The organism is Rhodospirillales bacterium (assembly GCA_028824295.1).
In the GTDB taxonomy this organism is placed as follows: Bacteria; Pseudomonadota; Alphaproteobacteria; order TMED109; family TMED109; genus VXPW01.
Genome location: JAPPED010000003.1, coordinates 82,250 through 105,677 on the forward strand (window position 1 = coordinate 82,250; position 23,428 = coordinate 105,677).

General features: G+C 64.3%; 15 protein-coding genes and 1 tRNA gene. 9 read left to right on the forward strand and 7 right to left on the reverse strand.

The genetic code is table 11. The features are described 5' to 3' along the window. Window positions 1–342: 342 nt before the first annotated feature. From OXH60_01725 to OXH60_01745, 5 genes are all read right to left on the reverse strand, one after another. Complete coding sequence (locus OXH60_01725) at window positions 343–1,440, reverse strand: alpha/beta hydrolase (protein ID MDE0710837.1); 1,098 nt, start codon at window positions 1,438–1,440, stop codon at window positions 343–345. A gap of 87 nt (window positions 1,441–1,527) precedes the next feature. Beyond that, window positions 1,528–3,147 (reverse strand): class I adenylate-forming enzyme family protein, encoded by a 1,620-nt coding sequence (locus OXH60_01730; protein ID MDE0710838.1) that lies wholly within the window; start codon window positions 3,145–3,147, stop codon window positions 1,528–1,530. Next, window positions 3,144–4,187, reverse strand: coding sequence for a phosphotransferase (locus OXH60_01735; protein MDE0710839.1), 1,044 nt, complete (start codon window positions 4,185–4,187; stop codon window positions 3,144–3,146). The genes OXH60_01730 and OXH60_01735 overlap by 4 nt, the downstream gene beginning before the upstream one ends. Continuing rightward, the gene (locus tag OXH60_01740; GenBank protein MDE0710840.1) at window positions 4,184–4,828 is read right to left on the reverse strand and encodes a hypothetical protein; all 645 of its coding nucleotides are present in this window, start codon (window positions 4,826–4,828) and stop codon (window positions 4,184–4,186) included. The genes OXH60_01735 and OXH60_01740 overlap by 4 nt, the downstream gene beginning before the upstream one ends. Window positions 4,829–4,840: 12 nt before the next feature. Further along, window positions 4,841–6,043 (reverse strand): acyl-CoA dehydrogenase family protein, encoded by a 1,203-nt coding sequence (locus OXH60_01745; protein ID MDE0710841.1) that lies wholly within the window; start codon window positions 6,041–6,043, stop codon window positions 4,841–4,843. Window positions 6,044–6,345: 302 nt separating this feature from the next. On the opposite strand from OXH60_01745, the gene OXH60_01750 reads away from it, so the two are divergent. Continuing rightward, on the forward strand, window positions 6,346–7,530 hold the full coding sequence (locus tag OXH60_01750; protein MDE0710842.1) for an FAD-binding oxidoreductase: 1,185 nt from the start codon (window positions 6,346–6,348) through the stop codon (window positions 7,528–7,530). 139 nt (window positions 7,531–7,669) lie between these two features. Here the strand turns inward: OXH60_01750 and OXH60_01755 are convergent. Both OXH60_01755 and OXH60_01760 read right to left on the reverse strand, forming a co-directional pair. After that, window positions 7,670–7,745, reverse strand: a tRNA-His gene (locus tag OXH60_01755). 127 nt (window positions 7,746–7,872) lie between these two features. Continuing rightward, window positions 7,873–8,421, reverse strand: coding sequence for a DUF3576 domain-containing protein (locus tag OXH60_01760; protein ID MDE0710843.1), 549 nt, complete (start codon window positions 8,419–8,421; stop codon window positions 7,873–7,875). A gap of 129 nt (window positions 8,422–8,550) precedes the next feature. On the opposite strand from OXH60_01760, the gene OXH60_01765 reads away from it, so the two are divergent. From OXH60_01765 to fusA, 8 genes are all read left to right on the forward strand, one after another. Then, complete coding sequence (locus tag OXH60_01765; protein MDE0710844.1) at window positions 8,551–9,642, forward strand: gamma carbonic anhydrase family protein; 1,092 nt, start codon at window positions 8,551–8,553, stop codon at window positions 9,640–9,642. After that, window positions 9,639–9,788 carry a hypothetical protein gene (locus OXH60_01770; GenBank protein MDE0710845.1) on the forward strand — a complete coding sequence of 50 codons (150 nt, stop codon included), beginning with the start codon at window positions 9,639–9,641 and terminating at the stop codon, window positions 9,786–9,788. Before OXH60_01765 ends, OXH60_01770 begins: the two co-directional genes overlap by 4 nt. A gap of 46 nt (window positions 9,789–9,834) precedes the next feature. Then, entirely contained in the window at window positions 9,835–10,899 is a 1,065-nt protein-coding gene (locus OXH60_01775) for a tartrate dehydrogenase (GenBank protein ID MDE0710846.1), read from the forward strand. Window positions 10,900–11,370: 471 nt separating this feature from the next. Beyond that, window positions 11,371–15,948: a DNA-directed RNA polymerase subunit beta gene (gene rpoB / locus OXH60_01780; protein MDE0710847.1), complete on the forward strand. Its 4,578-nt coding sequence runs from the start codon at window positions 11,371–11,373 to the stop codon at window positions 15,946–15,948. Beyond that, window positions 15,941–20,203, forward strand: a complete 4,263-nt coding sequence (gene rpoC, locus OXH60_01785; GenBank protein MDE0710848.1) for a DNA-directed RNA polymerase subunit beta' — start codon at window positions 15,941–15,943, stop codon at window positions 20,201–20,203. Before rpoB ends, rpoC begins: the two co-directional genes overlap by 8 nt. A gap of 265 nt (window positions 20,204–20,468) precedes the next feature. After that, window positions 20,469–20,840 (forward strand): 30S ribosomal protein S12, encoded by a 372-nt coding sequence (gene rpsL, locus OXH60_01790; protein ID MDE0710849.1) that lies wholly within the window; start codon window positions 20,469–20,471, stop codon window positions 20,838–20,840. Between the two features lie 18 nt (window positions 20,841–20,858). Further along, entirely contained in the window at window positions 20,859–21,329 is a 471-nt protein-coding gene (rpsG, locus tag OXH60_01795; protein MDE0710850.1) for a 30S ribosomal protein S7, read from the forward strand. Between the two features lie 22 nt (window positions 21,330–21,351). Next, window positions 21,352–23,421: an elongation factor G gene (gene fusA / locus OXH60_01800; GenBank protein ID MDE0710851.1), complete on the forward strand. Its 2,070-nt coding sequence runs from the start codon at window positions 21,352–21,354 to the stop codon at window positions 23,419–23,421. Window positions 23,422–23,428: the final 7 nt, after the last annotated feature.

Below are 23,428 nucleotides of genomic sequence, written 5' to 3' on the forward strand. Positions count from 1 at the left end.
GTGCCCCAAGGATCAGCCCGACAGCGCTTCGCGAATTCGGTCATTGTTGCCGCATAGGTACTGGCAATCAATGGATTGCGAAACGTCGGAGCGGCGGCCCCTCGGCGGGAAGGGCCGCGCCTCAGGGTCCGGTCTTGCAGAAGAGGCACTCCCGGAGGTCGGCGGGCTCTGGTGCGCGCGTTGCCGACGTCACCGCGTTCGTGGCATCCCGGCACTGCGATGCCGGTGCGCTGCGCGTGCTCCCGCGTTGGTATCCGAAGAGCATCGTCACGTTGATCCAGTGGTGCTCGTAGGCGGGAGGGAAGTCGAAATCCTCCCCGAGCGGGCCTCACGGGGCTTCCTTCAAGTAGTTTCCAAGAATCGCTGCAGGGCTGTCACCGTGGCGTCGGGCCGTTCCTGCTGGACCCAGTGGCCCGCGCCCTCGATGAGGTGGACGGCGCGCATGTCAGCGCACGCCGTCGTCTGCATCCGGTCAAACGCTCCCGGCGCCTGATGCACGCCCCAGTCCGCAGCGCCCGCGATGAAGGCGGCCGGCACCTGCACGGCGGCGCCGGCATAGAGCCTCAACTCATCGAGATGAACGGGGTCCAGCATGACCCGGTACCAGTTCAGGCCCCCCTGAAACCCGGTTCGGGCGAACTCGGCTGCATACACGGCAAGCTCATCGTCGGTGAGCCAGGCAGCTTCCCGAGGCGGTGCGTGGCGGGCGACGGTAGTCGCCATGGTTTCGTGGTAGTCCATCACGTAGTAGGTGGGAAGCTTGGCCAGCTCCCCGGCCGTCCACTCCTGCAGGGGATGCGGACGGTTGTCCAACCAGTCGGCGCTCTTGTGGTGCGAATAGGCGCGGAGGAACGCGTGAATGCCGGCCGGTGCCTCCCGCATGTCCCGGTCGGCCGCAGGCGTGGTGTAGTAGTACTGGTAATGCTTGCGCGGACGAGCCAGCGCTTCGAGCGCAGGTTCCACCGCCAGCACGGCAGGCGGTTCCCGGCTCGCCGGAGGACCCCCAACGGGCGCGCTCATCAGGATCAGGCGGCGGAACAGGTCGGGGCGGGCGAGCGCGCTGTAGTACGCCACCATCGCTCCGAAATCGTGGCCGATCACGGCCTCGAACGATTCGATTCCGACCGCCGAGCGGAGCCCCACGACATCCCTGACTAGGTTCAGGAAGCGATAGGGGACAAGGTCGTCGTCGTAGGGGGCCGGCGCGGCTGCGGTAGGGCCGTAGCCACGCTGGTCAGGCGCCAGGATGTGATAGCCGGCATCGGCCAGCAGGACCATCGCCTTCCGCCAGCTGTAGGCAAGCTCCGGAAAACCATGCAGCAGCAGCAGGCTGGGATTGCCGGCCTTTCCAGCTTCCAGGAAGTGCATCTGTAGATCGTTGCCGTTATCTACGACCCGGGCTCGGATCGTCGCCGGAAGCGATGCGTGGAGGTACGTCACGAGGATTCCTTCGTGGTTGCGGGCTATTCGCGGTCGCGGGGCGCCTGGCGATCGCTCGGCCGGGGCCCGTACGGCATGCCGGGCCGATTACCGCACGGGTTCCGGGATTTCGGCCATGGCGCGCGCGCGGAGGGAAGACTTGACGATCTTTCCGTTCGCATTGCGCGGGAGCGGTTCGGCTTGCAGCGTGAACGTCTCCGGGACCTTGTAGTCGGCAATCCGCGCCGCGACGAAACGCGTCAGTTCCCGGGCAGTGGGTTGGTCCGAAGAGACCGTAACGAAGGCATGTACCCGCTCGCCGAGAACCGGGCAGGGGCGGGCGACGACCGCCGCCTCCACCACGCCGGAGTGCTGGACCAGCAGGCCCTCCACCTCCGCCGAGTACACCTTGTAACCGGCCCGGTTGATCATGTCCTTGCTGCGATCCAGCACCTCGACGTAGCCGTCGGCATCGATTCTGCCGATATCGCCCGACCTCCAGCTGCCGTCGCCGAACGTATCCTCGTTGACTTCAGGAAGATTCCAGTAGCCCGGGACTACCATCGGACCGCCGATCCGAAGTTCGCCCACGCTGCCCCGCGGCAGTTCCCGGCCTTCGTCGTCGCAAACGCGGATCTCGGCACAATGCATCGGGAGCCCGACGCTGTCGCGTCGGCGCACCGCGTCGGCGGCAGGCAGCAACGTTGCCGGGGAGGTGGTCTCGGTAGACCCGTATGCGTTCATCAACTCCAGGCCCGGAAGCCGGCGGTGGATCTCCTTGATCAGCGCGGGCGGCATGGGGGCACCTCCATAGGCGCCGATCCGAAGATGGGGGAGCGGGGTCGCATCCAGTCCACCGGAACGCAGCATCAGGCTGTACATCGCGGGCACCATGACGGCGTGGGTCACGTGTTCATCGCGGAGCAGGCAGACGGCAGCGTCTGCCTTGAATTCCCGTTGCACGACGACCGCGCCCGCACAGGTAAACATGGTCAGGATCTGGGCGACGAGCCCCGTAATGTGGGTAAACGGGACCGCCAGAAGCGTGCGTTCGCGCTGGTCGCTGAGGCGCATTGCGCGGATGTAGTGGAGTACGCTGTGCGCAAGGTTGAAATGGGTGATCATGGCGCCCTTGGGGCGACCGGTTGTGCCCGAGGTGTACATCAGGAAGGCAAGGGCTTCCTCGTCGCCGGCCGGCGGCGGCACCGGCTGACTGGTGGTGGTGGCGAACGTCCTATCATCGCCTTCGTCGGTCAAGGAAAATACGTGGCGCAGGTCCGGCAGCCGCCGTTTGCCGGGGACCCGTGCTGCGAGCGCGTCATCCACCATGAGCGCCCGAGCGCCGCTATCGTTCAGCATGTAGTCGACTTCGTCGGTCTGCAGCCGATGGCCGAGCGGGACCGCGACGAAATCGGCGCGGAGGCAGGCGACGACCGCGGCAATCGCCTCCCATCGATTGCCGGACCAGATGCCGACCCGGTCACCCCGCGCCAGACCGATGCGGTGCATGGCAACGACCATCCCTTCGGCGCACCGCAGCAGCCCGGCGTAAGTGAGCCGCCGCACGCCATCGACGACGGCGTCACCGTCGGGATGCCGCGTCGCCGTGGCACGGAGCATCGCGCCAATATTTCTCGGGCGGTCGGCGAAACAGGTGAGCGTGCGGCCGAAGTGGGTTTCGGTGATCAGACCACCTGGATCCTGGGTACGCCAGCCCGGCCGGTTCACGAAGTCTCGCCGCAAACCAGCGACCAGGCCGTCCGCGCGTACGGAACCGTCTGGGCGCCCACTTCCGTGGCGTTGGAAGAACTAGCGTTGCCGCTGAGCCCGCGGGCCAGGACACCTTCCGCGATGGCCGCGAACCGAAACATCGAGAAGGCCACGTAGAAATGGGTATCGATGGGCTTCCGATTGGTTCGTCGGCAATAGTCGGCGACGTAGCTTGCCTGATCGGGGATGCCGTACTCGGCTGGAAGCCCCATGATGCCGTGGCGGATCGACTGCGGAATCTGGAAGCCGGAGATGTTGTAGCCGAGATCGCCCAGTGGATGGCCGAGGGTTGAGAGTTCCCAGTCCAGTACCCCGATCACCTCGGGCCGGTCGGGCGCAAAGATCAGGTTTCCCAGGCGGTAATCACCATGCACCACGCCGGTCTCATCGCCCGGCGGAATGTTGGCGGGGAGCCACTCGATCAACCGATCCATTTCCGGGACCTCGCGTGTCCGGCTGAGCTCCCACTGGCGGGTCCACCGTGCGATCTGTCTGGCGAAGTAGTTTCCCGGGCGGCCGAAGTCAGCGAGTCCAGCAACCTCGTGATCGACCAGGTGAATGGCTGCGAGTGTCCGATTCATCGCGTCATAGAGCGCCGTCCGGTCCGCCGGCCCCACATCCGGGAGCAACGGGTCATCGAAGACCCGGCCGCGCAGGCATTCCATCACATAGAACGGGGTACCGATGACGGAGTCGTCGTCACAGAACAAGTACATCTCGGGCACCGGCACGCCCTGATCCCGGAGTGCGGCTTGCACACGGTATTCGCGGTCGACCGCGTGCGCAGACGGAAGCAGGTCGCCCGGCGGCTTCTTCCGAAGTACCCAGATCGCCCCGTCGGCCTCAACCGCGAATGTCGGGTTGGACTGTCCGCCATGGAACTGTCGTATTCGATCAAGCGCGGTGAACCCAGGTAGCCGGCCCGCCAGGTATCCGGCTAGTGCGTCTTCGTCGAACCGGTGTGTCGCACGCACCTCGATCAAGCCCTCGACCGTCATGACAAGGCCCGTTTCCGCGCGGCAAATGCGGCAAGCACCAATGCCGCCGCGCCCAGTGAGCCGGTCCAAATCCGGGTTCGTTCCGCGATAGTTTCAGCCCGGTGTTGGCCGCGGCTGAGCGCTCCCTCCACGCGCGACTTGGCCTGCAGCAGGACCTCGTCGAGGGCACGTGTCGATGCGCCGACTGATTCCAGCCGAGCCGAGTCGCCGGGCTCTTCGGCCAACGCCTCGGCGCTGACCACGACTTCGCCGACGGCCTGCGTTACCAGTTGGAAGTCGCCAGCAAAGGACTCCCGCTCCTCTTCGGGGAGGATCGGACTTACTTCCGCAAGGTAGGTGCTCATGGCTCGGTTCTTCCGTTCGAGGGCGCGAGCCCCGTCGACGATCTCACGCGCCGCCCCCGTATCGACGCGTGAATTCGTCATCAGCAACCGGTTCGCAACGCGATGGAAGGCGGCGTCCCTGTCGGCGCGCTCGAGCGACAGTCCATGGACGCGGCTGAGCAGGCCGAGCCGCGCCTCGCTTTGGGGCGCAGCATCCTTGGCTAGCTGCGTCAGTGAATTGCTGGCGATCCCCAATGCGGCGAGCAGGGTCAGGATCGCCAGAGCTGCAAGATGATGGGCGCCGACACGTTGCCACATGGTCAGGTGCCGTCAGTTGTAGCTTCGCAGTTCAAGCTTCGCGATCTGGTTGCGGTGCACCTCGTCCGGCCCGTCGGCGAGCCGCAGGGTCCTTGCATTGGCGTACGCTGCAGCGAGCCCGAAGTCGGTCGTAACACCGCCGCCCCCGTGCGCCTGGATCGCCCAATCGACCACCTTGCATGCCATGAGCGGCGTGGCAACCTTGATCATGGCGATGTCCTTGCGGGCTTCCTTGTTGCCCACGGTGTCCATCCGCCACGCCGCATGCAGCACGAGCAGTCGGGCCTGGTCAATCGCAATCCGCGATTCGGCGATGCGTTCCTGGGTGACGGTCTGTTCCGAGATCGGCCGGCCAAAGGTGACACGGGACTTCACCCGTTTGCACATCTTTTCGAGCGCCCGCTCGGCCAGGCCGATCAGCCGCATGCAGTGATGGATCCGGCCTGGTCCGAGACGCCCCTGCGCGATTTCGAAACCGCGCCCTTCACCCAGCAGCATGTTGTCGGCAGGCACACGTACGTCCTTGAAGATGACTTCGGCATGCCCGTGCGGCGCATCGTCGAATCCGAATACCGGCAGGTGTCGGACGACTTCGACGCCGGGTGTGTCGAGGGGAACCAGCACCATCGACTGTTGCTTGTGGCGGTCCGGATTCGCCGGATCGGTCTTGCCCATGACGATGAGGATCTTGCATCGTGGCGACATTGCGCCCGACGTCCACCATTTGCGGCCGTTGATGACGTATTCGTCCCCGGTGCGTTCGATCCGGCATTCGATGTTCGTGGCGTCCGAGGAAGCCACCTCGGGTTCGGTCATCGCGAAGGCTGACCGGATCTCGCCTGCCAGCAGGGGCGTAAGCCATTGGTCTTTCTGGGCCTTGGTGCCGTAACGGGCGAGCACCTCCATGTTGCCGGTATCGGGCGCCGAGCAGTTGAAGACTTCCGGGGCGTATTCGGAGCGCCCCATGACTTCACACAGCGGCGCGTATTCGAAGTTCGACAGACCGGCTCCGTGTTCCGATTCGGGGAGAAACAGGTTCCAAAGGCCCTCCGACCGGGCCTTCTCTTTGAGTTTTTCCATCAAGGGTGGATGGGCCCACCGGTCACCCCCGGCGATCTGCGCGTCGATCTCTTCTTCGTTCGGATAGACATTGGCATCCATGAACATGTTCAGGCGTTCAAGCAGTACGTTGGTACGGTCGGAGAATTGCAGCATGGGGTCGGACTTCCTGTGCATTTGGTGGTCGCCGGAACGCTGGATCGTGGATGGCGACAAGCGATGGAGATGAATTTTCCATCGTAACCCAGTGGCGCGGAAGCGTCACCGGATCACGACACCCTGGGGTCGAGCGCGGGTACCGGATGCGGGGCGGTCGCGCGGCCTGGCGCGGGCAGAGCCCAACGGGCCGTATAGCTAGACTGGCAGGGGCGGCAAGGCGCCCGGGGGAGCCGGTTGCGGCGACAAACGGGTTGGCTCCGGCCGAGGACCGAGCAGGGCAGCTGTCCGAGATGCGCGGAATGACGAAGTTCCACGACGTGGTCATTGCCGGTGGCGGCATCATGGGCTGTGCCGCAGCCTATTTCCTGGCTGCCGCCGACGACTTTGACGGATCGGTGGTGGTCATCGAGCGTGATCCGACCTACCAGACCGGGGCAGCGACGCGTTCGTTGGGCGGCATTCGCCAGCAGTTCACCACTCCTGAGAACATCCGCATGTCGATGTTCGGCGCCGAGTTCGCCAAGATGGCGGCCAGGAAGCTGGCAGTCGATGGCACCGCGTGTGATGTGACATTTAGGGAGCAAGGCTACCTGCTGATGGCGTCGGGAAGCGATGTCGACCAGTTGCGGCGGAACTGGGAGGTGCAGCGCGGCCACCAGGCTGCGGTCGAGTGGCTGGCCGGCAACGCGCTCGCGGAGCGCTTCCCCTGGGTCAGTTGGCGAGGTGTCGACGCGGCCGTCTTCGGGTCGGCCAACGAAGGCTGGGTTGATCCGTATTCCCTGCTGATGGGGTTCCGCCACAAGGCACAGTCGCTCGGGGTCCGTTTCCTGCACGGCGAAGTCACTCGCTTGGTCCGGAAGGGGAATCGCGTCACTGGCGTTGCGACCGCTGCGCATGGATTGATTCGGGGGGGCACCACGATTCTGGCAGCTGGCTCCCGGGCTGGTGCGCTGGCGGCGACCATTGAGGTCGATCTCCCCGTCTTTCCGAAGAAGCGCTACGTCTACGTATTCGATTGCCGCGACGACCTACAGCACGCGCCCCTGACCATCGACCCGTCAGGGGTTACATTTCGGCCGGAGAGCGGCCGGTACATCGCCACCGTGTCGCCGGCACGAGAACTGGACCCGGACAGCGACCCGCTCGACTTCGAAATGGAATACACCGAGTGGGAAGAGGTCATCTGGCCAGTGCTGGCGGCCCGGGTTCCGGCGTTTGAGGCGGTCAAGCTAGCCGGTTCGTGGGCCGGTCACTATGACTTCAACGTCTTCGATCAGAACGCCATCCTGGGGCCGCATCCCGAGGTACAAGGTTTGCTGTTCTGCAACGGTTTCAGCGGCCACGGCCTGCAGCAGGCGCCGGCTGCCGGCCGGGCCATCGCTGAACTCGTCACGTTCGGCGAATACCGAACCCTTGACCTGTCGCGATTCGGCGTCGCCCGGATCTATCGGGACATGCCGATCGTAGAAGCAAACATCTGGTAGACGCGGGCCGTCGGGCCTTTCGCCGCCCCCCCCAACGGTCGACCGCAGGGTGATGCAACCATCGCCCGCTTGGTGCCCGTCGGCTCCTGCCGGGCAAGCGTGACGAAAGGGGAGGGTCCTAGCCGGTGCGCCTCGGCCTTGGGGCGAGTGATGGGACTTGAACCCACGACCCCCGGTACCACAAACCGGTGCTCTAACCACTGAGCTACACTCGCCAGAGCGCTGGGCAGATGTGTAAGCAAGACTGGGGCCCGAGGTCAAGCGATTCCGACCGGTCGGAGCCCGACCCGGCCCCGCGGCACGGACTTCGCGCGGCGACGGTCCCGTGCCGCCGCCGCGTCGCTACTGGGCGACCAGCAACGCGCGGGCGCGGGTGAAGATTCGGTCTTCGAGCGCCGTTTCGGTCTCGGCGGCCACAGTCGCCGCTTGCGTCGTGCCGTCGTCGGCGCGCAACCGCCGGTACACGCGGACGCGCAAATTGCTGACTGCCAATTCGCGACCGGTAATCCGGGCCACGAATTTCATCTCTTCACTCGGGGCGTCGGCTAGCTCCGTCCATTCGGTGATGATGACCCCGCCAACCGAATCGACGGAATCCAGCGGCGCGAAATCGAGAATCTCGAGCGCGGCCTGCCAGAGCTGGGGATTGATCGCCATCTGCACGCCCGCTGCCGACTCGCCGTCGCCACCGAAGAGTTCGGAAAGGGAGAACCCGGGAGTGATTCCCTGTGCCTCCAGCTGTTCACGCCTCGCACGATCGGCCGGCGTCTCTGGAGGGGGAGTGATTTCGACCGGGCCACTGCAGGCGGTGAACGCGATGGGGCCCAACCCGGCACACAACAGCGGCAGGACAAGCGTGGCGGCGAGGGCGCGGAAGGAGGGACAGGACACGTTGGTCGGCGCTCCACGGCATGGGTGGCCCGGAAGGGCAAGATCGTCATCCGCTTATATCACACGACCGCACACTGCGACCTGTCAGCCGTATGCTCGCGGGTCAGTTCGTCCGAAGGAGGTCGCCGCATGGATCCCATGATGTTGCCCTATCGCGAGTACCGGCCCGCCGTCAGGCCGCTGCTTCGATGCGGCCCGGGGGCTGTCGTCATTGGTCGGACCGAGGTGGGTGACTCCGTGGATCTCGGGCGGCTCGCTGTGTTGCGCGGCGACGGCGAACGAATCTCCATCGGTCCCAGATGCTGGTTGGGCGCCAGGGCCACGGTGCATATCGCCGATGACGAACACGGCAGCGTGGTGGGAGCCGACGTCGTCGTGGGCCGCTATGCATTGGTGCACGGCTGCACACTGGCCGATCACGTCGTGGTCGGCGACGCTGCGGTGGTGATGGACCGGGCGGAGGTCGGCACCGGCGCGGTCATTGCGGCCGGTGCCTTGGTGCCGCCTGGAAAGAAGCTGGCGGGCAGTTGGCTGTACGCGGGGAGTCCGGCCCGTCCCGTCCGGACACTGGCCAGCGGTGAGGTCGATCGGATGGCTGTGGCGGTGCGGCGCTCAGAGCCCTCGCCGGCGACGGCCACCGACGATGACCCGCTGCCGCCGCTGGAAGACACGGCATTTCGGCCACCTAGGGCAAGCGGACCATTGCATGGAAGTAACGGGTCATCGCCGGTGATTCCTGCCAGCGCCTACGTTGCGCCCACGGCGGCGGTGTGGGGCGACGTGCGTCTCGGCGAGAGTGCGAGCGTGTGGTTTTCCACTGCCATGCGTGCTGGTCGGGGGCGCATTGTGGTTGGCGACCGGACCAACGTGCAGGACAATTCCTTTGTCGACGTAGCCGAGATCGGCGCGTCGGCCGAGATCGGGAACGACGTGACGATCGGCCACAACGTGCGGCTTGAAGCCTGCCGGATCGGCGACCGGTGCTTGGTCGGCATGGGGGCCACGGTCTGCACCGGCGTGACCATCGAAGATGATGCACTGGTTGGCGCCCGGGCGTGGGTGGCGCCGGGCACGGTCGTGCGCGCAGGCTGGATTTGGGCCGGCCGGCCCGCCAAGCCGTTCCGGGAAGTTCGCCCCGAAGAGGTGGAATACTTCAGGCAGGGCAAGGAGGTCTACGAGGGGTACGCGCGCGACTATCAGGCCGGTGGATGTGAAGAGTGATCCTCAAGTTCGCGGTCGCGATCTTGGCGGTGCTGCTGTTGCGGCTCATATTTCCCGCGCTGGTGCGGGGCGTGCGCCGGACCCTCCTGGTAATGGCCATTGCCGTCGTGGTCTTCGGGGCGGTGGTGTGGCTCACTGCCGGGTAATGTGCCGCTCGGTTCGCTGCGGGCCGTTTGTCGATGGGAGAGCCACATGACGTCGAAGCGATATCGGGTCGCAGTCATTCCCGGCGACGGGATCGGGCAGGAGGTGGTGCCGGAAGGCATGCGCGTGATGGACGCCGCCGCGAGCCGACACGGGTTCGCGTTCGAGTGGGACTCGTTCTCCTGGAGCTGTGAGACCTACCACGCGACCGGCCGGATGATGCCGGAAGACGGCTTGGATCAGATCGCTGATCACGACGCCATCTTCCTGGGAGCAGTGGGTTATCCGGGGGTCCCCGACCACGTCTCTCTGTGGGGGTTGCTCATCCCCATTCGCCGACGCTTCGACCAGTACGTCAACGTGCGCCCGGTACGCGTCCTGGACGGGATGGAGTCGCCGTTGCGGGATCGCGGGCCCGACGACATCGATTTCGTCGTGGTGCGGGAGAATGTCGAAGGAGAGTACTCGGAAGTCGGGGGACGGCTCTACGCGGGTACCGACGACGAGATGGCGATGCAGGAGAGCATATTCACTCGACGCGGTGTGGATCGGGTGCTCGATTGGGCCTTCGAGCTTGCCGCGACCCGCCCCGCCCGGCACATCACGTCCGCCACGAAGTCCAATGGCATCGTGCACACGATGCCCTATTGGGACGAACGGTTCGCAGCCGCGAAGGGGCGTCACCCCGACATCCGTACCGCGCAATTCCACATCGACATCCTCACTGCCCATTTCGTGCTGCATCCTGACTGGTTCGATGTTGTGGTGGGCTCCAACCTCTTCGGAGACATCCTTTCCGATCTGGGGCCTGCAGTGGCCGGTACCATCGGCATTGCACCGTCGGCGAATCTCAACCCCCGACAGGAATGGCCCTCCATGTTCGAGCCGGTGCATGGCTCTGCTCCCGACATCGCGGGACGCGGCATCGCCAACCCAATCGGCCAGATCTGGTCGGGCGCCATGATGCTGGACCATCTTGGGCAGTCGGCCGCTGCGACGGCGGTGGTGCGCGCGATCGAGGCCGTGGTTGCGGACGGACCGAGAACTCCGGACATGGGAGGTAATGCCACCACCAGGGACGTCGGCAAGGCCGTAGCAGCGGCTGTCGCCTGACTCGCTAACGCGGCAGTGTCCCGTCCAAATGGAGGCTGTCTTCGCGGCAACGGTGACTGCCGATTTCGTGCCCCTTGAAGCAGCACGATGCCCACGCCGTACGCATGGACGAATCGCTCAACGGATCGCGAGTTCGATAGGCTGCGTCAATCCCCAAGCGACCCTTCCAGAGCTTGCTTATCGCGTGCTATTGCGCTAGGTTACGCGCTAGGCGATGGTCCCGGACGCGCTGGGCAACTACGGATTGAAACTACGATCACGCCGTCTTCCCCTGAGGACGCGGCGTGGTTGCTTGCGCCTGCGTCACCGCGTTAGGCGGCGCACGGGCGTTGAGTTCGCCGTGCACCTCGTCCGGGCATTTGCGTGTGGGCCCAGGGGACCTTGATGCTGACGAACTCCAACGACCTTTCCTTCACTGGCCGCAAGCGCCTTCGTCACCGTTTCGGCCGACAAGCTTCCGACCCGATGCAAATGCCCGATTTGATCGGGATCCAAAAAGTCAGCTACGACGCGTTCCTGCAGCGGAATATTGCCCCCGACACCCGTCTGGAAGACGGCCTGCAGCGCGCATTCACCTCCGTTTTTCCGATTACTGATGCCTCCGGCCGGGCCAAGCTGGAGTTCAAACACTACGAATTTGACCCGCCAAAGTTCCAGGTTGACGAGTGCCTCCGTCGCGGCAAAACCTACGCGGCGCCACTCAAGGTGACCCTGTCGCTGATCATTTATGACGAGGATCGCGGAGGAACCGCGCGGGCGCCGAAGGAGATCAAGGAGCAGGATGTGTTCATGGGCGACATGCCGCTCATGACCGACAAGGGCACGTTCATCATCAACGGTACTGAGCGCGTGGTGGTCAGCCAGATTCACCGCGCCCACGGCGTGTTCTTCGACAATTACAAGAAGACCACGCAGAGCGGCGAAGAACTGCTGCCGCAGGCACAGGTGATCCCGGCGCGCGGTTCGTGGCTCGCGTTCAAGATCGATGGCCGCAAGAAGGATGGCTACCGGATGAGCGTCCAGTTCGGCCGGGCGCTTGAGAGGATCCCGGTCACGGTCCTGCTGAGGATCTTGGGCATGACGTCGGAGGACATGCTGACCGAATTTTGTGACGTGGCTACTTACACCTACGGCCCCGTCGGAACCCCAGACGGATCCACTGAATCGGGTTGGTCAACCCTACTGAACGTTGACGAATTTCGTGGCCGGGCGCCGCGATGGGACTTGGTGGACGCCGCAGACGGCAAGGTCATTGTGCCCAAGGACCGAAATCTCTCTGCCGGTGAGTGGGAGGAGGTTGCGGCCAAGGGGGAACGCCGCCGCTGGATCGGGACCGAAGAGCTCTTCGACATCCGGCTGGCTCGCGATGTCGTGGACACGGCAACCGGCGAGATCTTTTACGAAGCCGGCGAATGCGTCGGTCAGGTCGAGGACATGGCGCCCGGCACGCTGGCGCGCCTGCTCGAGGCCGGCATCACGGAGCTTCCCGCGGTAACGGTTCGGGAAACCGAGGGTCCTTTCGTGCTCAACGCACTGGAAGAGGAATGCCGGAAAATCCGTCCGGTCGACCTCATGGTGCTCGACCCCGGCAGCGGGGAAGGCTTGGAAGAGATCGCCGAAGCGGTCGCCCGCATTCTCAAGATCACGCCGCGCCGCGCAGAGGAAATGCTGAGCCGCGGCAAGGGACCACTGGTGCGGATGCTGTCGTGGGAGGAGGGCGAACGGGTCCTCCGCGTGCTGGGCGACGGTCGGGGCTTTCGTCGAGAGAGCCCGTGTGTGACGTCGCATCGCGCCAGCGGAATGACGTTCGCGCTCCGTAATCGCGGCGTCATGTCCCGGGACCGGATCTTGGAGCGCACCTCGGGTGCCCTCCGCGAAGGTGGGGTCTGGATGGGCGAGGAGGGTGCAGAGCGCTTCTTCTATAACCTGTTCTTCGCGCCGGCAGCCCTGGTTGACGAACTCACTCCCGGGTATTCGGCACCAAGCGAGACGGCCCGCCAAGCCTACGTCCTTGACCGCACTGCGCTGGGTGACGCCGGTGCGTGGGTGCTCGATGAACAGGACGGCTGGACGTTCCTCGGGGTGTCAGTGGCGCATCGTCCTCCCGGTGCACCCGCCACCATTTGGGTGCAGTCGAATGCCGTCGAGGAGCGGCTGTCCGAGAACTACGACCTGTCGGCCGTGGGCCGAGTCAAGCTTAACGGGCGGCTTGGTCTGGACATCGACGATTCGGTCCGTGCGCTGCGCCGCCGTGACGTGCTGTCAGTGGTGCGAACGCTGGTCGGGTTCCGCCCGGGCGCAAGCCACATTGACGACATCGATCATCTCGGCAACCGGCGGGTGCGTTCTGTCGGCGAGCTCATGGAAAACCAGTATCGCATGGGACTGGTGCGGATGGAGCGGGCGGTGCGCGAACGCATCGGGTCGGCGGACATCGAAAAGATGATGCCGAACGATCTGATCAATGCCCGGCCTGTCGCGGCGATGGTCCGAGAGTTCTTTGGCGGTTCCCAACTCAGCCAGTTCATGGACCAGACCAATCCCCTGGCGGAGGTCACGCACAAGCGCCGCCTGTCGGCGCTGGGGCCGGGCGGACTTACACGGGAATGGGCGAACCTGGAGGCACGGGATGTGCATCCGACGCACTATGGCCGTCTTTGTCCCGTGGAAACGCCCGAAGGCCCGAACATCGGCCTGATCAGTTCGCTTGCCACGTTCGCCCGGATCAATCGGCACGGGTTCATCGAGTCCCCTTACCGGAAGGTTGAGGGCGGACGGGTCACGGACGCAATCGAGTACATGACCGCTCTGGACGAGCAGGGGCACACGATTGCGCAGGCCAGCACGCCGATTACCAAGGATGGCCGGTTCGAGCGGGAAATCGTGAACTGCCGGCGCGGTGACAACTTCGTTCTGGCCCCTCGCGAGTCCATCGACTACGTCGATGTCTCGCCCCGGCAACTGGTTTCCGTGTCGGCAGCGCTGATCCCGTTCCTGGAGAACGACGACGCCAATCGGGCCCTCATGGGCTCGAACATGCAGCGCCAGGCCGTGCCGCTGCTGCAGGCGGAAGCGCCCCTCGTGGGCACCGGTATGGAGGCCCACGTGGCCCGTGATTCCAGGGCAGTGCAGACCGCCGGTCGCACCGGCGTGGTCGATCAGGTTGATGCGCGCAGGATCGTGGTCCGGGCCATTCAGGTGATCGGCGACGAGGAACGGACAATCGGCGTCGACATTTACAACCTGAGAAAGTTCGAACGGTCCAATCAGAGCACGTGCATCAATCAGCGCCCGCTGGTCAAGGTTGGCGACCGGGTTCAGGAAGGGGATGTGATCGCCGACGGGTCGAGTACTGACCTTGGTGAACTCGCCCTCGGGCGGAACGTGCTGGTCGCGTTCATGCCGTGGCAGGGCTACAACTACGAAGACTCCATCCTGGTGTCCGAGCGATTGGTACGGGACGACGTGTTCACCTCGATTCACATCGAGGAATACGAGGTCATGGCCCGGGATACCAAGCTGTGGCCCGAGGAGATCACCCGCGACATTCTCAATGTCGGAGAGGAAGCTCTCCGGCACCTCGATGAGACCGGCATCGTTCACATTGGGGCGGAAGTGGGCCCGCGTGACATTCTGGTGGGCAAGGTGACGCCGAAGGGGGAGACGCCGTCCACGCCGGAGGAGAAGCTGCTGCGCGCGGTGTTCGGTGAGAAGGCCGCCGACGTGCGTGACACGTCGCTGCGGGTGCCGCCTGGGGTATCCGGCACGGTAGTGGATGTCCGGATCTTCTCCCGCCGGGGATTGGAAAAGGACGCGCGGGCCATCTCGCTGGAACGCGAGGAGATCGCACGCCTGACCAAGGATCGCGACGACGAGCTGGCGATCATCGAGGGCAACATCTATGACCGCCTGCGTACCCTCCTCATCGGGCAGACGGCGAACGACGGGCCGTTGACCGGTGTGATCGCGGCCGCAGATCTGGACGGCACGCCACGGGTGCGCTGGTGGCGCTTCCGGCTCGACAATTCCGAGGTTACCGAGCGTGTGGAGGTGCTGCACAGGGACCTTAAGCGGGCGCAGAAGGAACTTGAACAGAGCTACCTGGACAAGGTCGAGAAAGTTCGTGCAGGGGACGAGCTTTTGCCAGGTGTACTCAAGATTGTGAAGGTCTACATCGCGGTAAAGCGCAAGTTGTCGCCGGGCGACAAGATGGCCGGCCGTCACGGCAACAAGGGAGTGATTTCCAAGATCAACCCGATCGAGGACATGCCGCACACCGAAGACGGCACCCCGGTGGATATCGTTCTCAACCCGCTTGGCGTGCCGTCCCGCATGAACGTGGGCCAGATTCTGGAAACTCACCTGGGCTGGGCGTCGGCGGGCTTGGGGCGCCAGATCGGTGACGCGCTGGAAGGCGCGCGGAGCGCCGCGGAACGAGCGCGCAAGGCCGCTTCCGTGATGCGGAAGATCTACGGAGCGTCCACATGGAAGCACGTGCGCCGAGAGCTCGACGATTCGGCCGTGGTCGAGCTTGGAACCAATCTGGTGGGAGGCGTGCCGGTGGCGACTCCGGTGTTCGACGGCGCGGCAGAGGCAGACATCCGCGCGATGCTGAAGGCCGCCGGGTGTTCGGAATCAGGCCAGGTAACGCTGATCGACGGCCGCACCGGCGAACGCTTCGCCCGGCCGGTGACCGTCGGATACATCTACATGCTCAAGCTCCACCATCTGGTCGACGACAAGATGCACGCCCGTTCCACCGGGCCGTACAGCCTCGTGACCCAGCAGCCGCTCGGCGGTAAGGCGCGGTTCGGGGGCCAGCGATTCGGCGAGATGGAGGTATGGGCGCTGCAGGCCTACGGGGCGGCGTACACCTTGCAGGAGATCCTGACCGTCAAGTCGGACGATGTGTCCGGACGGACCAAGATGTACGAGGCGATCGTCAGGGGCGAGGACACGTTCGAAGCCGGCGTGCCAGAGTCATTCAATGTGCTGGTCAAGGAGCTGCAGGCGCTTGGCCTCGATGTTCAGGAAGTTCACCATGAATGAAGTGATGCTGGCCGGCAGGAACGGCCCGATGGCAAATCTGGTGCCCGCCGGGGCTGGCGCGCGCACGGAAGTGGCTTCCGCGGGTACACCCGTCCGGTTTGCCGGAATCCGGATCTCCATCGCGAGTCCGGAAAAGATGATGTCGTGGTCCTACGGCGAGGTGCGCAAGCCCGAAACCATCAACTACCGCACTCTGAAGCCCGAGCGCGATGGCCTATTCTGCCCCCGCATCTTTGGCCCGGTGAAGGACTACGAGTGCTTGTGCGGCAAGTACAAGCGTATGAAGCACAAAGGTGTTTTGTGCGAGAAGTGCCAGGTCGAAGTGATCCAGTCGAAGGTGCGTCGTGAACGCATGGGGCACATCGAGCTCGCCGCGCCGGTTGCCCACATTTGGTTCCTGAAGGCGCCTCCGTCCTCCCGCATGGGCCTCCTCCTGGACATGACGCTGAAGGACATTGAGTCGATCCTCTATTTCGAGCGGTATGTCGTTCTGGAACCCGGGATCACACCGCTGCCGAAGCGGGCGCTGCTGACGGAGGAACAGTACCAGCAGCTGCAGGCCGACTATGGGGCTGACACGTTCACGGTGAGTATCGGTGCCGAAGCGGTGCGCGATCTCCTGGCCGAGCTCGACCTGCATGCCTTGCGCGCCGAAATCCGCGAGAGTCTGGAAGCAACCCGGTCGGAAATGAAGCGCCGGAAGCTGGCCAAGCGGCTGCGGCTCGTCGAATCGTTCATTCGGTCGAAGAACCGGCCGGAGTGGATGGTGCTGACCGTGGTGCCTGTGATCCCGCCCGAGTTGCGCCCGCTGGTGCCGCTCGACGGAGGTCGTTTTGCAACTTCCGACCTGAATGATCTCTACCGCCGAGTGATCAACCGGAACAATCGGCTGAAGCGGCTGATGCAGTTGCGGGCCCCCGACATCATCATTCGCAATGAGAAGCGGATGCTGCAGGAGGCTGTCGATGCGCTGTTCGACAACAGCCGCCGACGTCGTCCCGCCAAGGGCGCCAACAAGCGACAACTGAAATCGCTGTCCGACATCGTGACTGGGAAACAGGGCCGGTTTCGTCAGAACTTGCTGGGCAAACGGTGCGACTACTCCGGCCGTTCGGTGATCGTGGTGGGGCCGGACTTGCTCCTGCACCAGTGCGGCCTGCCCAAGAAGATGGCGCTCGAGCTGTTCAAGCCATTCATTTACTCGAAGCTTGAGCGCTACGGCCACGCGGCGGCGATCAAGAACGCGAAGCGCATGGTGGAACTCGAGGTGCCAGAGGTGTGGGACATCCTGGAGCAGGTGATTCGCGAGCATCCGGTGCTGCTGAATCGTGCACCCACCTTGCACCGGCTGGGAATTCAGGCGTTCGAGCCGGTGCTGGTGGAGGGCAAGGCCATCCACCTTCACCCGCTGGTCTGCACGGCGTTCAACGCGGACTTCGACGGCGACCAGATGGCGGTGCACGTCCCGCTGTCGGTCGAGGCGCAGCTGGAAGCCCGGGTGCTGATGATGTCCACGAACAACATCCTCAGTCCCGCCAACGGCAAGCCGGTGATCGTGCCGACGCAGGACATCGTGTTGGGCATCTACTACCTCAGCCTGGAACGGGACAGTGCGCTCGGCGAGGGCATGGCGTTTGCCGGGCTGGGCGAGGTTCGGCATGCGCTGGCGGTGGGGGTCGTCGACCTTCACGCCAAGGTGCGCGTGCGGCTGGTCGACTCGCATTCCCGCGAGAGCCGGGTGGTAGAGACCACGCCCGGGCGCGCGTTGCTCAGCGAGCTGTTGCCGTCGCATCCGGAGATCAGTTTTGATCAGGTCAACCGCAAGCTCACCAAGCGAGAGGTCAGTGAGCTGATCGGCCTGGTATACCGCTGTTGCGGGCAGAAAGAGACGGTCATCTTCACTGACCGGCTGATGAAGCTTGGCTTTACCGAGGCCTGCTCGGCGGGGATTTCATTCGGCAAGGACGACATGATCGTGCCCGCCGAGAAGGAGCATTTGGTCGACGAGGCCCACGATCGGGTCAAGCTGCTGGAGCGGCGTTACCAGGCAGGGGCCCTGACGGCGCTCGACCGGTACAACCGGATTATCGACACTTGGAGCAAGTGCACCGACGGCGTCGAAAAAGCCATGATGAACAAGATGGAGGGAACCGGGCGCGCCGGGCACGTGAACTCAATCTACATGATGGTGGACTCGGGCGCCCGCGGGTCGGTCATGCAGATGAAGCAGCTGGCCGGTATGCGCGGGCTGATTACCAATACGTCCGGCGAGATCATCGAGACCCCCATTACGTCGAACTTCCGCGAGGGACTGGAGACGGCGGAGTTCTTTAACTCCACGCACGGGTCGCGAAAAGGGCTGGCGGATACCGCCCGGAAGACGTCAATTTCGGGGTACTTCACTCGCCGCCTGGTGGACGTGGCCCAGGACGTGATCATCACCGACCTGGACTGCGGAACCCGGCAGGGCATCGAAAAGACTGCTGTGGTGCGTGGTTCGGAGGTCATTGAGACGCTGGGCGATCGGATCGAGGGCCGGCATGCCGCCGGCAAGATCGTACATCCGGAAACCGGTGAGGTTCTGGTCAAGGCGGGCGGACACATCGGCCCAGAAGAGCGTCGGCGAATCGATGCTGCGGGTGTCCCCGTGGTTCGGGTGCGCTCCGTACTGACCTGCGAGACCATCAGTGGCGTGTGTGCGAAGTGCTACGGGACGGATCTGGCCCGGGGCACTGACGTGAACGTCGGCGAGGCCGTTGGCGTCATTGCTGCCCAGTCGATCGGTGAGCCGGGCACGCAGCTGACGATGCGCACCTTCCATATCGGTGGCGTCGCGAAGTCAGGCTCCGACCAGTTCGGTGTCGACAGCACCGCCGACGGCACTGTGCACTTCCGTTCCACCGACGGATCCGAACTGAAGAACGTGGTGGCGAAAGGCATGGTCATGACGCGGGGCCTGGAACTGGTCGTCGAGGGTCCGAAAGCACAAGTGTTGAGCCGGGCGCGCGTTCCGTACGGTGCGGAGTTGAAGGTCGAGGACGGGATGGCTGTGACACGCGGCGCGCGGCTTGCGGAATGGGATCCGTACACCCGCCCAATTCTCAGCGAAATCAGCGGAACGGTTCGGTTCGACGACCTGAGAATAGGTGTCTCGCTCGTGGAGCGGATGGACGAGTCGACCCGCCTGCCATCGCTCGAGGTCGCGCAGTGGCAGGGGGTGAAGCAAAGTCAGGAGAACCTGCGTCCCCGCGTGACCGTGGTCAGTTCAGCGGACGGAGCGGGTGAACCTGAAGAGCGCAGTTACGAGCTGCAGGTGGGAACCGTTCTTGTCGTAAAGGATGAGGCCACGATTGAAGCCGGTGACGTGATTGCGCGCGTCCAAACAGAGGACCGCAAGTCCCGGGACATCGTCGGTGGACTTCCGCGGGTGATTACCTTGCTGGACGCTCCCAAGCCGAAGAAGCCCGCAGTCCTTGCCGAGAAGGACGGGACCATCCAGTCCGTCGAGGAAGCGGCGGGCCGAACACGGATCACGATTGCGACCAAGCGGGATGTGGAGACGCATTTGGTCCCACGTGACCGGTACATCTTGGTGCAGGAAGGGGACCAGGTGCGCAAGGGGGACCCGCTCACAGACGGCAATCCCGTCCCGCACGACATTCTCAGGATCCAGGGGATCGATGCGCTCGCGCACCATTTTGTCGAAGAAATTCAGGATGTTTACCGGCTCGAGGGCGTCCGCATCAACGACAAGCACATTGAGGTGATCGTCGGTCAGATGCTGCAGAAGGTCCAGGTGCAGGACCCGGGCGACTCCGAGTTCCTGCGCGGCGACGAGGTGGACAAGCGAACCTTCCTCGAGACCAATCAGGAGATCCGATCGGACGGGGGCAAACCCGCGTCCGGTACGCCGGTCCTGCAGGGCATTACGCGGGCCAGCCGGGAGACCCAGTCCTTCATCTCGGCCGCTTCGTTCCAGGAAACGACACGGGCGCTCGCCGACGCGGCGCTGGCCGGAAAGACCGACGAGCTCCGCGGTCTCAAGGAGAACGTCATCGTGGGGCGCCTGATTCCGGCTGGAACGGGCAACAGCACGGCAACGTACGCCTTGCGGGCTTCGTCCCGAGACCGCGTCGTGCTGGAGAAGCAGAAGGAGCGGCAGTCCGAGCAGGCTGCCCGTCGTCTGGCGGCGGCCGGGGCGATGTCACCGGCGTCCGGCGTCGCGTTGCCGGAGGTGCTCCCGATCACCAGCTAGGGGGAGCAAGACAGTACTTCCTGGCGGTCGAATCCGGGCCGCTAGGGTGCTCCCTTCGCGGGCGCCCATTGCAAGAAACCCCTTGACGCGATGGGGCTAACGGCTTACGGTGCGGCCCACCACGCGGGGTGCATGCCTTCGTCGGCCCACGTCCCGTGGTTCAGTCGAAGCAAACGTTGGGTGGACCGTCGCGTCACGCCGACAGCGTGACCCGGATCGGTCTGTTTTCGCATGAACTCCTCCGGGGTTCGGAATTGAGGCGTCTATGCCGACGATCAGCCAGCTCGTCCGCAAGGGGCGGAAGATGCCGGAGAAACAGCGCAAGGTCCCGGCTCTTCAGTCGTGCCCGCAGCGCCGGGGCGTATGCACGCGCGTTTACACCACCACGCCGAAGAAGCCGAACTCAGCTCTCCGCAAGGTTGCGCGTGTGCGTCTCACCAACGGTTACGAGGTGACCAGCTACATCCCCGGCGAAAGCCACAATCTGCAGGAGCACTCGGTCATCATGATTCGCGGCGGGCGGGTCAAGGACCTGCCGGGCGTGCGCTATCACGTGATCCGCGGAACCTATGACACCCAAGGCGTCTCTGGTCGCCGGCAGCGGCGTTCCAAGTACGGCGCCAAACGGCCGAAGTAGTCGAGCGGAGCCTTTTCCATGTCACGACGGCATCGCGCGAACCCACGCGAGGTTCTTGCAGACCCGCGCTACGGCGACGTAATGGTCACAAAGTTCACCCACGCGCTCATGCGCGGTGGAGCCAAGTCTGTGGCTGAGCGGGTCCTTTATGGTGCGTTCGATCGAATCGCGGAACGCACCAATCAAGATCCGCTGACGGTGTTTCGTCAAGCGGTTGAAAACATTAAACCGGACGTCGAGACCCGTTCGCGGCGGGTCGGGGGTTCGACCTACCAGATTCCGGTCGAGGTACGCCCGGCACGGCGGCAGGCGCTGGCCATACGGTGGCTGATCGAGGCGGCCCGGGCTCGGTCAGAACGAACCATGCTCGAGCGTTTGGCCGGAGAGTTTACCGACGCCGCCTCCGCCAGAGGCGCGGCCTACAAGAAGCGAGAGAACACCCACAGCATGGCCCGCGCCAATCGCGCGTTCTCGCACTACCGCTGGTAGGTCCCGGAGTCGAAACGTGGCGATGACCGTTCCTCTCGACCGATATCGCAATATCGGGATCATGGCGCATATTGACGCCGGCAAGACCACGACCACCGAACGGATTCTTTACTACACCGGTCGGTCCCACAAGATTGGTGAGGTCCATGACGGGGCCGCCACCATGGATTGGATGGAGCAGGAGCAGGAACGCGGAATCACCATCACGTCGGCGGCGACGACCTGCGCATGGCGCGACCACCGCGTCAACATCATCGACACGCCCGGTCACGTCGACTTCACCATTGAGGTGGAGCGCAGCCTTCGGGTGCTGGACGGTGCCGTGGCTGTGTTTGACGGCGTCGCGGGAGTGGAGCCGCAGTCAGAGACAGTCTGGCGCCAGGCGGACCGTTACGGCGTTCCCCGGATCTGCTTCATCAACAAACTCGATCGGGTGGGCGCCAATTTTGAGGGCTCTGTCGAGTCGATCCGTGAGCGCCTTGGGGCAGAGCCGCTGATTCTGCAATTGCCGATCGGCATCGAGGCCGAATTCGCGGGGGTCGTGGACCTGGTCTCGATGACATCGATCGTTTGGAAAGAAGAGGACTTGGGCGCCACCTTTGCGGTCGGCGACATACCGGCGGAACTGGTTAGCAAAGCCGAAGCGGCCAGGACCGCGCTGATCGAGACGGCGGTGGAGCACGACGATGCGGCTCTGGAACGCTACCTCGACGGCGAGATTCCGGACGATGACACGCTGCGCCGATGTATCCGGCTAGGTACGGTCAAGTCGGCGTTCACCCCTGTCTTTTGCGGATCTGCGTTTAAGAACAAAGGTATCCAGCCGCTTCTTGATGGAGTTATCAGCTACCTTCCGGCGCCGGCAGACTTGCCGGCAACGCGCGGACACCACCCGGATACAGGCGCGGAAGCGGAGCGAGCCAGTTCGCGAGATGCTCCCTTCGCAGGGTTGGTCTTCAAGATCATGAATGATCCGTTTGTCGGTTCCCTGGCATTCGTGCGAATCTACTCGGGAGTGCTGGAATCGGGCGCGACCGTCAAGAATTCGACCAAGAACCGGCGCGAACGGATCGGCCGGATGCTGCTCATGCACGCCAATTCGCGCGAGGACATCAAGGAAGCCTCGGCGGGCGACATCGTGGCGCTGGCTGGAATCAAGTCGGTGACCACCGGCGATACGCTCTGCGATCTTCACCACCCGGTCGTGCTCGAGCGGATGGAGTTTCCCGATCCGGTCATGGAGCTTGCGATCGAACCCAAGACCAAGACCGACCAGGAGCGCATGGGGCAGGCCCTGGGCCGGTTGGCAGCCGAGGACCCGTCTTTCAAGGTGTCGGTGGATGAAGAGACGGGCCAGACGGTGCTTAAGGGCATGGGCGAGTTGCACCTCGACATCCTGGTTGACCGAATGCGCCGTGAGTTCAAGGTAGACGCGAATGTGGGCGCGCCGCAGGTCGCTTATCGCGAAACCATTACGCGGGCGGCAGAGGTCGACTACGTGCACAAGAAGCAGACAGGCGGATCAGGTCAGTTTGCTCGCGTGATCATGACTGTGGAGCCGGGTGAGTCCGGAGAGGGACTCGAATTCGTCAGCAAGGTCGCGGGCGGAAACGTTCCCAAGGAGTTCATACCGGCGGTCGAGAAGGGCATCAGCAGCGCCATGCAGAACGGAATCGTCGCTGGCTACCCGGTGATCGACGTGCGGGTGACGCTCACGGACGGCGCCTACCACGAGGTGGACTCGAGTGCAGTCGCTTTCGAGATCGCTGGCCGCGCCGCGTTCCGCGAGGCCATGCAGAAGGCTGCGCCGCGCCTCCTCGAACCGATGATGCGGGTCGAGGTCGTCGTGCCGGAAGAATTCGTTGGTGACATCATTGGTGATCTCAATGGCCGACGCGGCCAGATTGAGGGCATGGAGCCACAGGGCAACGCCACTCAGGTCCGCGCTCACGTTCCACTGGCAACGATGTTCGGCTATGTCAACGCAATCCGCTCTCTCTCGCAGGGTCGGGCGCAGTTCACCATGTTTTTTGAGCGGTACGATCAGGTGCCGCAAATGGTTGCCGAAGAAGTGCGCTCCAAGCTCGCATGAGTGCGCG

What these genes read in the sequence shown, in the direction of transcription:
- fusA (MDE0710851.1), top strand. Translation starts at nt 21,352, where the DNA reads ATGACCGTTCCTCTCGACCGATATCGCAATATCGGGATCATGGCGCAT.
- rpsL (MDE0710849.1), top strand. Translation starts at nt 20,469, where the DNA reads ATGCCGACGATCAGCCAGCTCGTCCGCAAGGGGCGGAAGATGCCGGAG.
- OXH60_01735 (MDE0710839.1), bottom strand. Translation starts at nt 4,187, where the DNA reads ATGACGGTCGAGGGCTTGATCGAGGTGCGTGCGACACACCGGTTCGAC.
- rpoC (MDE0710848.1), top strand. Translation starts at nt 15,941, where the DNA reads ATGAATGAAGTGATGCTGGCCGGCAGGAACGGCCCGATGGCAAATCTG.
- OXH60_01765 (MDE0710844.1), top strand. Translation starts at nt 8,551, where the DNA reads ATGGATCCCATGATGTTGCCCTATCGCGAGTACCGGCCCGCCGTCAGG.
- rpoB (MDE0710847.1), top strand. Translation starts at nt 11,371, where the DNA reads ATGCCCGATTTGATCGGGATCCAAAAAGTCAGCTACGACGCGTTCCTG.
- OXH60_01740 (MDE0710840.1), bottom strand. Translation starts at nt 4,828, where the DNA reads ATGTGGCAACGTGTCGGCGCCCATCATCTTGCAGCTCTGGCGATCCTG.
- OXH60_01750 (MDE0710842.1), top strand. Translation starts at nt 6,346, where the DNA reads ATGACGAAGTTCCACGACGTGGTCATTGCCGGTGGCGGCATCATGGGC.
- OXH60_01775 (MDE0710846.1), top strand. Translation starts at nt 9,835, where the DNA reads ATGACGTCGAAGCGATATCGGGTCGCAGTCATTCCCGGCGACGGGATC.
- rpsG (MDE0710850.1), top strand. Translation starts at nt 20,859, where the DNA reads ATGTCACGACGGCATCGCGCGAACCCACGCGAGGTTCTTGCAGACCCG.
- OXH60_01745 (MDE0710841.1), bottom strand. Translation starts at nt 6,043, where the DNA reads ATGCTGCAATTCTCCGACCGTACCAACGTACTGCTTGAACGCCTGAAC.